This window comes from Dietzia sp. DQ12-76 (assembly GCF_014145045.1).
GTDB lineage: Bacteria > Actinomycetota > Actinomycetes > Mycobacteriales > Mycobacteriaceae > Dietzia.
In genome coordinates, this window is the sequence record NZ_JAALDV010000097.1 from 1 (window position 1) to 13216 (window position 13216).

The window sequence follows — 13216 nt, forward strand, 5'->3', positions numbered from 1 at the left end:
CGGCGACCACCGTCGCGCCCGCGGCGGCCAGGGTGCGCGCGAAGCCCTCCCCGAGTCCCGAGGACGCGCCCGTCACCACGGCGACCCGCCCCGTGAGATCGAAGAGCTCGGTCGGAGTGGACATCAGTAGACCGCCGTCCGGCCGCCGTCCACGGGGATCAGCGCTCCCGTGGTGTATCCGGCCTGGTCAGAAGCCAGGTGGACGACCAGACCCGCGAGCTCCGCGGGCTCACCCAGCCGGCCGGCCGGGAGCCGGTTGACCACCAGGCCGAGGAACTCGTCGTCCCAGTCCGCCGCCATGTCGGAGGCGAAGGCTCCGGGCATGATGCAGTTGACGCGCACGGTCGGCGCGTATTCCTGGGCGAAGGCACGAGTCAGGGCGTTGAGACCGTTCTTCGAGGCCGCGTACGTGGCCTCGGGCGGGCTGGGGCGCTCGGCCCCGATGCTGGAGATGTTGATGATCGACCCGCCGCCGGCCGCGACCATCCGGTCCCCCGCCACCGCCATCAGACGGAACGGGCCCTTGAGGTTGACGTCGATGGTCTTGGTGAACAGCGCCTCGGAGACCTCCAGGGCCGACGGCGCGAGCGGTGCGATGCCGGCGTTGTTGACCACCACGTCGATCGACCCGTGGTCGCGGACGATCTGGTCCACGGCCGGTTCGATGGCGTCCCAGTCGCCGACGTGCAGCGCCAACGGGTGCGCCGCATTGCCGGTCGCGGCGGAGATCTCGGCGGCCACCGCCTCGCACTGGTCGGCCTTGCGGCTCGAGACGATCACGGTGGCGCCGGCCTCGGACAGGGCGAGCGCCATGGCCTTGCCGAGGCCCCGGGTCGCGCCGGTGACGAGCGCGACCTTGCCGGCCAGGAGGGTGGACGTGGCGCTCATGATCGGGCCTCCGTGGTGGTGGGGGTGTACTTCGTGAGTTCGAGTCGCGCCATGGTGCGCAGGTGGACCTCGGTGGGTCCGTCCGCGATCTGCAGTGCACGGGTCAGGGCGTAGAACCGGCCCAGCACGTTGTCGTCGCTCACGCCGGCGGCGCCGAAGGTCTGCACCGCGCGGTCCACGACCTTGTGCGCGGTCTCCATCGCGGAGACCTTGATCGCGGCGACCTGCATCCGAGCCGCGGCGTTGCCCCGGGTGTCCATCAGCCACGCCGCCTGGAAGGTGAGCAGGCGGATCTGGTCGATCTCGATCCGGCTGCGGGCGATCCATTCGCGGACCACCCCGCGCTTGGCGAGCGGTTCGCCGAACGCGACGCGGTCCTGCGCGCGCTGGCACATCAGCTCGAGCGCCCGCTCGGCGATCCCGATAGCGCGCATTGCGTAGTGCATACGGCCGGGCCCCAGGCGCCCCTGGGCGATGGTGAAACCGTCACCCTCCTCACCGAGCATGTTCTCGGCCGGCACCCGCACGTCGGTGAAGGTGACCTCTCCGTGGCCGAGTCGGTCGTGGTACCCGAGCATCGGCAGATCGCGGACGATCTCGATCCCCGGCGAGTCGGTCGGGACGAGGATCATCGACTGCTGCCGGTAGGCGGGCCCCTCCGGGTCGGACTTGCCCATGACGATCAGGAGCGCGCAGTCGGGGTCGAGCACTCCCGAGGAGTACCACTTGTGACCGTTGATCACGTACTCGTCGCCGTCGCGCAGGATGGTCGTACCGATGTTCCGGGCGTCCGAGCTCGCGACGTCCGGTTCGGTCATCGCGAACGCCGAGCGGATGTCGCAGTCGAGCAGGGGCCTCAGCCACTTCTCCTTCTGCGCCTCGGTGCCGTACATGGCGAGGATCTCCATGTTGCCCGTGTCCGGGGCCGAGCAGTTGATGGCCTCGTTGCCGATGAGGGACCGTCCGACGATCTCGGCCAGCGGGGCGTACTCGAGGTTCGTCAGACCCGCGCCGAGCCCGTCGTGGGCCATGAAGAGGTTCCACAGTCCCTGTTCGCGGGCGATGGCCTGGAGGTCCCGCATGACCTGTGGCTGCTCATGCGGGTTGTCGTTCTCCGCGATCTGCTGGTCGTACACCTTCTCGGCGGGGTACACGTGCTCGTCCATGAACGCGTACAGCTTCTCGGCGAGCTCCGCCGTACGGTCGGAATAGGCGAAATCCATCGTGCTCTCTCGTTTCTCGGGTGGTGCCGCGTCAGGCCAGCCGGTCGATACCGGTGACGATGAGCCGGCGGATGGTCTCGGGTAGCAGCTCCTGCGCCGGGTCGTGGTGCCGACCCTCGCGGTGCCGCCGCAGGTTGTGCCCCATGATGGCCGCCATCTTGAACCTGCCGAGCGCATCGAACCAGGAGAAGTCCGACAGCGCGCCGGCGGCGGCGCAGTAGAGGTCGATCAGCTCGCCGGGTTCGGGCAGACCGGCGACTTCCCGGCCCACGCCGGGGAAGTTGGTGCCGTCGGCGAAGACGAGGAACCACCCGAGTTCGACCCGCGGGTCGCCCGGGCTCCAGATCTCCCAGTCGATCAGCGCCGCGGGCTCGGCCCCGTCGGAGAGGATGTTGCCCAGTCGGTAGTCGCCGTGGACCAGCACCGGGGCCACCGGCTCCGGGATCGATGCGGTGAGCAGTGCCTCGAACCGGTCGGCATCGGGGACGAGCTCGGGCGGGACCGCACCCATCGTGCGGACCCAGCGGGCGAGTTCGTCCGCCGGGGTGAGCACCTGCCCGTCGATGGGAAGTGAGTCCAGCGGCACCGCGTGCAGCGCGGGAAGGATCTGCGCGGCCCGCCGCATCCGGGCGGCCGCGAGCGCCGGTTCGACTGCCGGGTCGTCGAGGACCGGCTCGAGGGACTCCCCGCGCACCAGGTCCATGGCAAACCAGGCCGGGGACCGGTCATCGGTGGCCCGGATGCCGGGGACCGGCACGGCGGTGTCGGCGAGCGCGGACATGATGCGCGCCTGGCGGAGCATGTCGTGCCGCCCGACGGCCTTCTGTCCCGGGGGCACCGACTTGATCACGAACTCCTCGGTGGCGCCCGCGATCCGGTACGTCAACCCGGAATGTCCTCCCAGCATGGGATCGAGCGGCCCGAACGGGCCCCGGACCCCCTTCTCGACGAGCCCGGCGATCACCCGGTCACGCAGCAGCGACTCGGTCGTGCTCGCGTCGTTCGTGGTCGCGCCGTCGGCGGTGTCGGAGGTCGTCATGGCCGTGGCTCCCGGGGAAGACCGAGCACGCGCTCGGCGAGGATGTTGTGTTGGATCTCGTCGGTGCCACCGGCGATGCGGTAGCCGGGAGCGCCGAGGACGTGCTCGGTCCACGCCCAGGTCCCCCACTTCTCGCTGCGGAGGCTCAGCTCCTGGCCGAGGAGCATCCGGACGGTCTCGGACGTACGGGCCATCGTGTCGGTGGCGAGCAGCTTGCCCACCGACGCCTCGGGGCCGGGCTCGCGACCGGCGCCCACCGCGGCGGCGACCCGCATCCCCACCAGTCGCTGGACGAAGCTGCGGGTGACCAGGTCGGCGACGGCGTCCCGCTCCAGGGCGTCCAGTTCACGACCGGCGTTGCGGGCCAGCTCGACCGCCTGATCGGCGTTGTCGAGCCCGAGGTTGCCCGAGTCGAGCCGTTCGGCCGCCAGGACGGTGAGGGCGACCTTCCAGCCCTGGCCGACCGGGCCCAGCCGGTAGCGGTCGTCCACCTCGACGTCGTCGATCAGCACCTCGTTGAAGGAGGTCCCACCGGTCATCTGGCGGATGGGTCGGACGGTGATACCGGGGGCGTCCATGGGGACGATGAACATCGTGAGGCCCCGGTGCTTGGGCGCGTCCGGGTCCGTGCGGCACACCGCGACCCCGTAGTCCGCCACCCTCGCGCCGGAGGTCCACACCTTGGAACCGTTGAGCACCCACCGTCCGTCCTTCTCCACGGCGCGGGTACGCACGGCGGCCAGGTCGGAACCGGCCTCCGTCTCGGAGAAGAGCTGACAGGCGATGAGGTCGGTCCGGAGCATCGCGCGGACGTATTCCGCGCGCTGGTCCTGGGTCCCCCACTGCGCGATGGTCGGGGCGATGAGCTGCTGGGTCACCGGGAACATCTCGGTGCGCTGGGGGAGGTCGAAGTCCGCCTCCAGCCGGCGGAACGCCAGATCGTAGGCGATCGGCAGATCCCGGCCGCCGTACTCGGGCCCCCAGGTGACGGCCCCGTATCCGGCGTCGAACTTCGCCTGCTCGTATCCGCGGCGTCGGTCGGTCTCCTCGCGTTCCTGCTCGGCGGACCAGTTCTCGAACACCACGACGGAGTCCGGGCCCTCGCCCCAGGGTCGCGCTTGCCGGGGGCTCGCGATCGACTCCAGCCATCGACGGGCGGAGTCGAGGAATCCCCGGAGTCCATCGTCCTGGTCGGTGCCGTGCTGCTCGGTGGTGGTGCCGCTCATCGCCGGCCTCCTTCCAGAACGGTGCACGCGCTGATTCCCGGTGCGCCGTACACGTGGGTGAAGCCGAGCCTCGGGGCGCCCGGGACCTGCCGCTCGCCGGCCTCCCCCCGGAGCTGGGTGACGACCTCGTGAACCTGGCGCAGTCCGGACGCGCCGATCGGCTCACCGTTGGCCAGACACCCGCCGTCGGTGTTGACGGGGAGCGAGCCGCCGATTTCGGTCTCGCCGCGCTCGAGCATCCCTTCCTGCTCGCCGTCCTCGCAGAAGCCGCACTCGGCGAGATGCATGATCTCGGCGCCCGACTCCGTGTCCTGGAGTTGGGCCACGTCGATGTCGGACGGGGACACTCCTGCGGTCTCGAACGCGCGCCGCGCCACGACGGTGCTCACGCTGCTGGGTTCGCCCTCGCCCTGGACGGACGGGGCGAACACCTCGAAGGACCCGAACGGCCGGGTGCCGGTGGAGACCGCGCGGACGGCCACCGCGCGGCCACCCATCCTGGCCGCGACCGACTCCGACGCCAGGAGGATCGCGGCGCCACCCTCCCCCGGGTTGCAGAACATGAACTGGGTGAGCGGGTCGTTGACCATCGGCGAGGCGGCGATCTCCTCCAAGGTCTTCGGATCGCGGCGCCAGGCGTTCGGGTTGATACTGCCGTTGCGGTAGGCCTTCTCCGCCACCCGGGCGAGCGTGGTCTCCGAGATCCCGTGCCGGGCCATGTACCGCGTGATCTTCATGGCGAAGAACTGTGTGGTGACCATGAGGCCGTGGGTGCCGTACCCCTCGGTCAGGCCCCACTCCTCCGGCTTGGGGTCGAATGCACCCCGGGGGTGTTTGTCGAACCCGACGGCCAGCGCCACCTCGGCCGCTCCGGAGCGGATGGCGTTGATCGCGGAGACGAGGGCGCTGCCCCCGGTCGCGCACCCGTTCTTGACGTTGGTGAAGGGGATCCCGGTCAGGCCCAGGTCGGTGACGAGCGTGTCCGCGAGGCCGGACCCGTCGCTGCCACCGAACGCGATCTGGACGTCGGACCACTGCAGCCCGGCGTCGGCCAGGGCGGCCCGGATGGCGGTGACGGCCATCTGACGTCCGCTGACCCCGTCCTGGCGTCCGAACTTCGACAGACCGGCGCCGACGATGTGCACGTCGGACATCAGACCTCCTTCTTACTGGTGGATTCGGCGGGGGGCGCGGCATCCGCGTTGACGGCGGGGGCGGTGGCGAGGGCGAGGGCGAACCTCGGTACCGGATCGGCCCCCACCAGAACGACCTCGCGGCCGATCAGATCGATCGGCGACGTGCCCTCGAGCAGCGCCTCGACCTTGACGCCCTCGGGCAGTTCGACGTAACCGACGGCGTAGGGGCGGAAGCCCCCGGGCGGCGCCACGTACGGCGGCGACTTCGGGGCGAACCGCTGGATGGTCGCGGTCCATACCGTGCCGGTGGTGGACAGGTCCGTCTCGGCGGTCTCGGACCCACCGCAGCGCTGACAGCTCACGGAGGCGGGAAACGCCACGGTCGTGCAGTGCGCGCACCGGCTCCCCCGCAACAGCGGTGGGAGGGTCTGGTTCTCGTTCATCGTGTGCACTCCTGGTTCCGTAGACGTTTCCCGCTCCGTGATCGGTCAGATCAGCGGCCGACCCACTTGGGCTCACGCTTCTCGAGAAATGCCTGGATGCCCTCCTTGCCGTCCTCCGACTGGAGCGAGTTACCCACCGCGAAGTGCTCCATGATCATGAGCGACTTGATGTCGGCGTCCAGGCCCTGGTTCACGGCCATCTTGGTGAGCTTCATCATGAACGGGCTCTTGTCGGTCAGGGTCCCGATGAACTCCTCGACGCACTGGTCGAGCTTGTCGGCGGGGGCCGAGTCGTTGATGAGGTCGAAGTCCTTGGCCTCCTGGCCCGAGAGCAGCTTGCCCGTGAGCATGAGCTCCTTGGTCTTGCGCAGGCCGATCATCCGCGGGAGGCGGTAGATGGGGCCGGCGCCACCGAAGAGGGCGCGACGGATGTGGAAGTCGCCGATCTTGGCGTCGTCCGCAGCGATCGCGAAGTCACACGAGATCATGAGCTCGAAGCCACCGGCGGTGACGTAGCCCTCGAGCACGGCCACCGACGGCGTGTTCATCGAGTAGAGGCGGTCGCACACCTGGGCCGAGAGGACGCCGACGTCCATGGCGTTGGTGGTGCCGACGAAGTCACCCAGCAGCTCGTCGAGGTCGAAGCCCGAGCAGAACTGGTTCTGCACGCCACGGAGCACGAGCACCTTGAGGTCGGGATCCGCGTCGACCTCCTTGATGATCTCGTCGAGGCGGTGGAGCAGCTCCACGGTGACGGCGTTCTTCTTGTGGGGGCGGTTGAGCCACACGCGGGCGACGTCGCCGTCCTTCTCCAACAGAACGTGGTCGGTCTGAACCATGGTCTTTCCTTTCGTAAGTCATCCTGAACTGGATTCAGTTCATGTCTACACTGTGATGCAGGCCTCGTCAACCTCTGTCGTCGTGAGGTTTTCCTCGGCCCGGCCGGACCCGCCGAGAGGCGGATCCGGCCTGGTCAGAGCTCTGGAGAGAGCGGGTAGATCTTGAGGCTCTCCGAGCGGAAACTGATGACGACGGGCTCGCCCCTCTTCGCTCGCCGCAGCCAGTCGCCATGGACCGCGGCGGAGGCCCGGAGTCGGTACTCCTCCGGCCCCGCACCCACCTGGACGTCGTAGTAGCGACCACCGAACTCGGCGGACAGCAGAGTCGCCTCGAGGGTGATCTCCCGGTGCGAGACGTCCTCCTCCGGCCGGTGCAGCGTGATGTCGTCAGGCCACAGACGGGCGGACACGGCACGACTGTCGCCCGTCTCGCAGCGCAGCGGTAGTTCGGTGCCCGCCGCCGTGGTCCATTCCAATCCGGTGCGGTGCAACTCGAGCCGGTTGGACATGCCGATGAAGTCGGCCACGTATTCGCTCACGGGGTGATCGAACACGTCCTGCGGGGTCGCGAGCTGCTCGATCTTCCCCTGCTTCATGATCGCGAGACGATCCCCGAGCGCGAACGCCTCGGAGTGGTCGTGGGTGACGAAGACCGCGCCGAACCCCAGCTCGTCGTGCAGCCGGCGGATCTCCGTGCGCACCTGGTCGCGCAGGAGCGCGTCCAGGTTGCTGAGCGGTTCGTCGAAGAGGACGAGATCGGGCCTCGACGCCATCCCCCGGGCGACGGCGATCCGCTGCTGCTGACCGCCGCTCAACTGCGAGGGATAGCGGTCGAGCAGGTGGCCGCAGTCGACCATCTCCGCGGCCTCTTCGACCCTCCCGGAGTTGAGCGCGTCCTTGAGCTTGCGCGCCTTCAACGGGTACGCGATGTTCTTCCGCACCGTCATGTTGGGCCACAGGGCATAGGACTGGAACACCATCCCGATGCTCCGCTTGTTGGGAGGCACGTTCACGCGGTTGGCCGCGTCGAACATCGGTGCGCCGTCGAAGGCGATCGACCCCGCCTCGGGGGTCTCGAGGCCGGCGAGACACCGCAGCGTGGTGGTCTTGCCGCACCCGCTCGGACCGAGGAGGACGAGGAACTCGCCCGCTCCGATCTCCAGATCGAGCTCGTCGACGACGACGTTGCTTCCGTATTGCTTGGTGAGACCGGAGATCTCGATTTTCGCGGTCATTGGTCTTCCTCACATTCACGCCGGCGGAAAGGCTCGGCTCGGTCACCTGGTAACAGGGCGGGCGCGCACCCGCGGGACGACATCACAGCTTCTCCAGGACGTTGCGTCCGCCGATCAGCATCGCGACCGCGACACCGGCACCCGTGACCGCGGACATGAGAATCGCCATCGCGGCGACGAGGGTGTACGAACCGTTGCTCCAGTGGTCGTAGAGCAGGGTGCCCATCACCTGCGTCGTCGCGGAGCGGACCATCAGCGAGGCCGCGAACTCGTGGGTCAGGAGGATGAACATCAGCGCGATCGAGCTGAGGATGGTCGGCCGGAGCATCGGCAGCGTGATCCTCGCCATCGTCGCCACCGGGCCGGCTCCCGAGACCGCCGAGGCCTCCTCGTACTTGTCACCCATCGAGATGAGCGCCGTCAGCTGCATACGGGTCGCGAACGGGATCATGAGGACCACGTAGACCAGGATGATGACGGCCTTGGTGCCGTAGAGGATGAGCGGCGGTTCGGTGTAGGTGAGCAGGAACCCGACGCCGAAGATGACGGCCGGGATACCCATCGGCAGCGCCGTGATGAGGTCGGCGACGGTACGCAGGATGCGCAGGTCCTGCCTCCGGACCATGAGGTTCGCGACACCGAACCCGATGGGCACACAGATCAGCACGGCGACGATCGACGTCACGACACTCGTGACGACCGAGTCCACTATGCCCGGGGTGGTGACCAGCGCCCGGTAGTTGCTCAGGGTGAACAGGTCCCAGGACAGGGTCCCCGACCAGAACGGGGTCAGGGACACGATGATCACCCCTGCCAGCGGGAGGATGAGCGCGACCAGACCGTAGACGGCGACGATCGCCGTGGCCCAGTGCGAGGACCCTCCGACCGGGGAGAAGGACTTGCCCCCATGGGTGACGAACCGGGTCTGGTTGCCCAGGAGCGCCCGCTGGCCGAACACCACGAGGATGCCCATGATGACCAGGGGGGATCCCGCGGCCGCGGCGGCGGCGAAGTTGATGGGTGACTCCGAGGCCCGGAGGTACATCTCGGTGGCCAGGACCTTGACGCCCTCGTTCTGACCCAACAGCAGGGGCGCGGTGAACTGGCCGAGGCCCAGCAGCAGGGCCACACCGGCGCCGTAGACGAGCGACGGGCGCAGCAGTGGGAGGACCACCTTGAAGAACGTCCCGATGGTCGTGGAACCGGCGATCTGGGCGGCCTCGAGGTGCTCGCCGCTGATGTTCTGCATCCCGGCGCTGACGAAGAGGTACACGAACGAGGTGAGGCTGAACCCGGTGATGATGATGATCCAGGTCGGGCTGTACACGTTGACCGGGCCGGAGTTCAGATCACTCCACCAGGGCAGCATCCGGAGCAGGATGTTGATATAGCCGGGGCCCGGGGAGAGCAGGAACGCGAATCCCACGACGTTCGCGACCGACGGGATGACGATCGGCAGGATCGGGACCAGACGCAGGAAACCCATGCGGCGCGGCAACCGGGTGGTCGCGAAGGCGAGGACGGTTCCGCACACCATGGCGATCACCAGCGAGAAGAACGCGAGCGCGGCCGTGGTCTGCAGGGTGGTGACGATGTCTGCGCGTCCGTACTGCGAGCGGTAGCCGGCCGCACCGTTCTCGAACGCCAGCGACTGGAGTTTGAACAGCGGCCAGACCACCAGGTACGCGAGCACGAGTATCAGTGCCGCGTACATCAACCGATGTCGCCATATCGACAGCGGACCTGAACTTTTCACTTCGATCTGTCCTCAGCTCGGGGTAGTGCGGTGCGGGATCGGCGGCGTGCGGGGATCCGGCCCGCGGTGGGCGAACACCTCACCGCGGGCCGGGTCGGGGCTCAGCCCAGGAAGAGCTGTTCCCACTGAGCCTGGTACTCCTGGACCGTCTCGGGATCCAGGGTGTCCGGATCACCCAGCTCGACGTCCTGAGCCGTGACCGTCGAGCCCGGCACGCCCGTGCCCGGGACGTCCGGGAGCACCGAGAGGTAGTCGGCCGAGATGGCTTCCTGACCCTTGTCCGTGATGAGGAAGTCCGCGAGCAGCTGCGCCGCGTTCGGATTGGGCGCCGAGGCGAGGACGTGGGAGTACCAGGGCACGCCCCACGGGTTCTCGGGGAGCGCGAAGTCGACCGGAGCGCCCTTGTCCTTCTCGGTCAGGACGTTGCTCGCCGCCATCGGCGCCACCCACACCTCACCGGAGGCCAGGGCCTGGGTGATCGCGACCGCGCTCGAGTAGATCCGCGGGTTCGTCTCGGCGAGCCGTTCGAGGTAGTTCTCGCCGTAGTCCACGTCGATCTTGCGGTACATGTCGACGTAGGTCGGGATGCCGTTCGGGTTCTGGATGCCGACCTTGCCGTCGAACCGGGGGTCGAGTGCGTCGTCCGGCGTCGCCAACCCCTCGGGGACCTGCGCGGTGTTCCACCCGAGGCCGAACACCGTCGCACTGGTGAGGAAGAACTTGTCCTCGAGCACGCTCTCCGCGCGGTCGTAGTCGGGGTTGTCCAGCGAGGGCGCCACGACCTCGGCCGAGTAGTCGGTGTCGAAGCTGCGGTTGATCCACCCGGCGTCCGTGGTCATGTGGACGTCCGCGACGCCGGACCCGGTGGAGTTCTCCACCTCGATCTTCGGCAGGATGTCCGCGTCCGTCCCGCGGACGTAGGTGAGGGTGATGCCGGGATACTCCGCCTCGAACGCCTGCTTGAGGGCCTCGAGGTTGTCCGGGGAGTGGGTGGAGTAGATCGTCACGCTGCCCTCCTCCTGGGCGGCGGCGACGATCTCGTCCCATGATCCCGCGAGCTCCGAACCCGATCCGGAGTCCGACCCGCACCCCGCGAGCACCAACGCGAGCGCTGCCCCGCTGGCGACAGCGGCCTTGAATCTGGAAAAGCGCATTGCTTCCCTTCCTGTGACGGCCACCGGGAGCCGGAGCCGAATTGAACTAACTTCAGTGAACTGTATGACCCAGGTCACGTAAGCGCAAGGGGAAGCGCCCGTTAACTTCGCCGGGATCCTGATCTCGGGCCGTCAGCCGAGGAACCTGCGCTCCCAGGCGGCGACGTACTCCTCCACCGCCGCCGCCTCGAGCGTCTCCGGATCCGCGAGACCGATGTCCTGCGCGACGACGTCCGAGCCCTCGACCCCCGTGCCCGGGACATCCGGCAGTGCGGCGATGTAGTTCTCCGAGAGCGCGGCCTGCCCGGCCGGGGTGAGCATGAAGTCCGCGAGCACCTGTCCCGCGTTCGGGTGGGGCGCGGCCGCCAGGACGTGCGAGTAGAACGGGATACCGATGGGGTTCGCGGGCAGGGCGAAATCGACGGGCGCGCCCTTGTCCCGTTCCGCCAGGACGTCCATGGACGCCCCGGGGGCAGCCCAGATCTCACCCGACGCGAGCGCCTGGGTGATCGCGGGCGCACTGCCGTAGATGCGGGGATTGACGCCGGCGAGCCTGTCGACGAACCCCTCCCCGTAGTCGATGTCCATCCGGCGGTAGATGTGCACGACGGCAGGGAAGCCGGCGGGATTGACGACGCCGACCTTGCCGTCGAACCGCGGGTCGAGCAGGTCCTCGGGGGACGCGAGCCCAGCGGGCACGTTCTCCGTGTTCCACGCCAGGCCGATCGAGGTCGCACTGGTGACGAAGAAGGTGTCGTCCAGCACCCCGTCCTCCGCGCGGTACGCCGGGTCGTCGATCGCCGGCGCGACCACTTCCACCGAGTAGCCACCCGAATCGAGACTGCGGTGGATCCACCCGGCGTCGGTGGTCATGTGGACATCGGCGACCCCGCTGCCCGTCTGGTTCTCGACCTCGACCCGGGGGATCAGATCGGAATCCGTCCCGCGGACGTAGTTCAACGAGATCCCGGGATACTCCGACTCGAATGCGGTCTTGAGCGACTCCAGGTTGGCCGGGGCATGGTTGGAGTAGATGGTCACGCTCCCCTCGTCGGTGGCGGCGGCGACGATCTCGTCCCACGAGCCGGCCAGTTCCGAACCGGTGTCGTCCGATCCGCATGCCGAGGCGACGGCGGCGGTCGTGACGAGCACCGCGATCGCGGCCACGGTGCCTGTGAACCTCATATGCTTCCCCTTTCCGGAGACGAGGAGCTCATTGAGTTGAACTCACTTCATTGCAGAATAGGGTGGAGATCACACCGCGTCAGCCGTTCGGGACGACCGGCGTCCCTCGCCGCGGCCCCGGCCTCGAGTCGGTCCCTGCTGCCGGGTCGCGCCGTGCGCGCGGTGCGAGCGCTGTCGGGTCGTCAGACCGTGAAGCGACCCCCGTTGCTCAGCAGCACCGCGCCGACGACGTTCGACGCCTGATCGGAGGCCAGGTAACAGATGCTCTCGGAGAGCTGCTCCGCGGTGGCGTAGCCGAAGGCGCTGCCCTCGTTCATCCGCGCGCGGACCGACTCGGGGGTTCGCGCGGCCATGGCGGTGTCCACCGGGCCGGGGGCGACGGTGTTGACCCGGATGCCGAAGTGGACGGCCTCTTTGGCCACGGACTGACTCAGTGCGTGGACGGCCGCCTTGGAGGAGGCGTAGTGCGGGTAACCCACGAGGGTGTCGAACGCCGCCGAGGACCCCACGGTGACGATCGCCCCTCCCCCGCCGGGGCGCATCGCCCGCACGGATTCGCGCAGGACGTGGAAGGTGCCGTCCAGATTGACGGCGTGGATCCGGCGCCACGTCGAGTCGTCGAGCCGGCTCAGGACGTCGACCGGTTCGCCGGTCTCGGCCGCCTCGTAGATGTGGGCTTTGGCCACGGGGTCATCGATGCCGGCCGCGTGGACGACCACGTCCACCCGTCCGTCTTCGGCCGAGATCTCCTCGAAGAGCGCGCGGACCGCGTCCGGGTCGGCCACGTCCACCCCGTGTGCGACGCCGCCGATCTCCGAGGCGACGCGCTGCGCTGACTCCCGCGCCAGGTCCACCAGGTGGATCCGGCGCGCGCCCTCCGCGGCGAGCTGCCTCGCCACGGCCGCCCCGATCCCCGAGGCCGCCCCGGTGACCAGTGCGACCCTGCCCTCGAACCGGGTGTTCTGTGGCGCCGTCATGATGTCCGTCCTCTTCTCGTCGGTGTGGTGTGGTGGAGCAGGTCACCGCGTTGCGCGGGGGTCACATGGTCACCACGAGACGGCCGGTGACCCTGCCGTCGCGGAGCCTGTCGAA

12 protein-coding genes and 1 pseudogene are annotated in these 13216 nt (G+C 68.8%); all 13 read right to left on the minus strand.

What is annotated here, in order from left to right:
- A pseudogene (locus G6019_RS17205) lies at nucleotides 1-124 on the minus strand (short-chain dehydrogenase); the annotation flags it as partial.
- A complete protein-coding gene (locus G6019_RS04490) occupies nucleotides 124-888 on the minus strand; it encodes an SDR family NAD(P)-dependent oxidoreductase (protein ID WP_107756819.1) in 765 nt (254 codons plus the stop codon). The gene G6019_RS04490 and the pseudogene G6019_RS17205, both read right to left, overlap by 1 nt.
- On the minus strand, nucleotides 885-2111 hold the full coding sequence (locus tag G6019_RS04495; RefSeq protein WP_182613430.1) for an acyl-CoA dehydrogenase family protein: 1227 nt from the start codon (nucleotides 2109-2111) through the stop codon (nucleotides 885-887). The genes G6019_RS04490 and G6019_RS04495 overlap by 4 nt, the downstream gene beginning before the upstream one ends.
- Nucleotides 2112-2142: 31 nt before the next feature.
- Nucleotides 2143-3150: a phosphotransferase family protein gene (locus G6019_RS04500; protein ID WP_107756821.1), complete on the minus strand. Its 1008-nt coding sequence runs from the start codon at nucleotides 3148-3150 to the stop codon at nucleotides 2143-2145.
- Nucleotides 3147-4376: an acyl-CoA dehydrogenase family protein gene (locus tag G6019_RS04505; RefSeq protein ID WP_182613429.1), complete on the minus strand. Its 1230-nt coding sequence runs from the start codon at nucleotides 4374-4376 to the stop codon at nucleotides 3147-3149. The genes G6019_RS04500 and G6019_RS04505 overlap by 4 nt, the downstream gene beginning before the upstream one ends.
- Nucleotides 4373-5530 carry a thiolase family protein gene (locus G6019_RS04510; RefSeq protein WP_107756823.1) on the minus strand — a complete coding sequence of 386 codons (1158 nt, stop codon included), beginning with the start codon at nucleotides 5528-5530 and terminating at the stop codon, nucleotides 4373-4375. Before G6019_RS04510 ends, G6019_RS04505 begins: the two co-directional genes overlap by 4 nt.
- Nucleotides 5530-5955 carry a Zn-ribbon domain-containing OB-fold protein gene (locus G6019_RS04515; RefSeq protein ID WP_107756824.1) on the minus strand — a complete coding sequence of 142 codons (426 nt, stop codon included), beginning with the start codon at nucleotides 5953-5955 and terminating at the stop codon, nucleotides 5530-5532. The genes G6019_RS04510 and G6019_RS04515 overlap by 1 nt, the downstream gene beginning before the upstream one ends.
- 50 nt (nucleotides 5956-6005) lie before the next feature.
- Nucleotides 6006-6794, minus strand: coding sequence for an enoyl-CoA hydratase/isomerase family protein (locus G6019_RS04520; protein WP_107756825.1), 789 nt, complete (start codon nucleotides 6792-6794; stop codon nucleotides 6006-6008).
- Between the two features lie 134 nt (nucleotides 6795-6928).
- The gene (locus G6019_RS04525) at nucleotides 6929-8029 is read right to left on the minus strand and encodes an ABC transporter ATP-binding protein (RefSeq protein WP_107756826.1); all 1101 of its coding nucleotides are present in this window, start codon (nucleotides 8027-8029) and stop codon (nucleotides 6929-6931) included.
- Between the two features lie 82 nt (nucleotides 8030-8111).
- The gene (locus G6019_RS04530; RefSeq protein WP_107756827.1) at nucleotides 8112-9743 is read right to left on the minus strand and encodes an ABC transporter permease; all 1632 of its coding nucleotides are present in this window, start codon (nucleotides 9741-9743) and stop codon (nucleotides 8112-8114) included.
- Between the two features lie 143 nt (nucleotides 9744-9886).
- Nucleotides 9887-10939 (minus strand): ABC transporter substrate-binding protein, encoded by a 1053-nt coding sequence (locus G6019_RS04535; protein ID WP_107756828.1) that lies wholly within the window; start codon nucleotides 10937-10939, stop codon nucleotides 9887-9889.
- A 132-nt stretch (nucleotides 10940-11071) separates the two neighbouring features.
- Nucleotides 11072-12124 (minus strand): ABC transporter substrate-binding protein, encoded by a 1053-nt coding sequence (locus tag G6019_RS04540; protein WP_182613428.1) that lies wholly within the window; start codon nucleotides 12122-12124, stop codon nucleotides 11072-11074.
- Between the two features lie 182 nt (nucleotides 12125-12306).
- Nucleotides 12307-13101: an SDR family NAD(P)-dependent oxidoreductase gene (locus G6019_RS04545; protein ID WP_107756833.1), complete on the minus strand. Its 795-nt coding sequence runs from the start codon at nucleotides 13099-13101 to the stop codon at nucleotides 12307-12309.
- Nucleotides 13102-13216 lie beyond the last annotated feature (115 nt).

What these genes read in the sequence shown, in the direction of transcription:
- G6019_RS04490 (WP_107756819.1), bottom strand. Translation starts at nt 888, where the DNA reads ATGAGCGCCACGTCCACCCTCCTGGCCGGCAAGGTCGCGCTCGTCACC.
- G6019_RS04495 (WP_182613430.1), bottom strand. Translation starts at nt 2,111, where the DNA reads ATGGATTTCGCCTATTCCGACCGTACGGCGGAGCTCGCCGAGAAGCTG.
- G6019_RS04500 (WP_107756821.1), bottom strand. Translation starts at nt 3,150, where the DNA reads ATGACGACCTCCGACACCGCCGACGGCGCGACCACGAACGACGCGAGC.
- G6019_RS04505 (WP_182613429.1), bottom strand. Translation starts at nt 4,376, where the DNA reads ATGAGCGGCACCACCACCGAGCAGCACGGCACCGACCAGGACGATGGA.
- G6019_RS04510 (WP_107756823.1), bottom strand. Translation starts at nt 5,530, where the DNA reads ATGTCCGACGTGCACATCGTCGGCGCCGGTCTGTCGAAGTTCGGACGC.
- G6019_RS04515 (WP_107756824.1), bottom strand. Translation starts at nt 5,955, where the DNA reads ATGAACGAGAACCAGACCCTCCCACCGCTGTTGCGGGGGAGCCGGTGC.
- G6019_RS04520 (WP_107756825.1), bottom strand. Translation starts at nt 6,794, where the DNA reads ATGGTTCAGACCGACCACGTTCTGTTGGAGAAGGACGGCGACGTCGCC.
- G6019_RS04525 (WP_107756826.1), bottom strand. Translation starts at nt 8,029, where the DNA reads ATGACCGCGAAAATCGAGATCTCCGGTCTCACCAAGCAATACGGAAGC.
- G6019_RS04530 (WP_107756827.1), bottom strand. Translation starts at nt 9,743, where the DNA reads ATGTACGCGGCACTGATACTCGTGCTCGCGTACCTGGTGGTCTGGCCG.
- G6019_RS04535 (WP_107756828.1), bottom strand. Translation starts at nt 10,939, where the DNA reads ATGCGCTTTTCCAGATTCAAGGCCGCTGTCGCCAGCGGGGCAGCGCTC.
- G6019_RS04540 (WP_182613428.1), bottom strand. Translation starts at nt 12,124, where the DNA reads ATGAGGTTCACAGGCACCGTGGCCGCGATCGCGGTGCTCGTCACGACC.
- G6019_RS04545 (WP_107756833.1), bottom strand. Translation starts at nt 13,101, where the DNA reads ATGACGGCGCCACAGAACACCCGGTTCGAGGGCAGGGTCGCACTGGTC.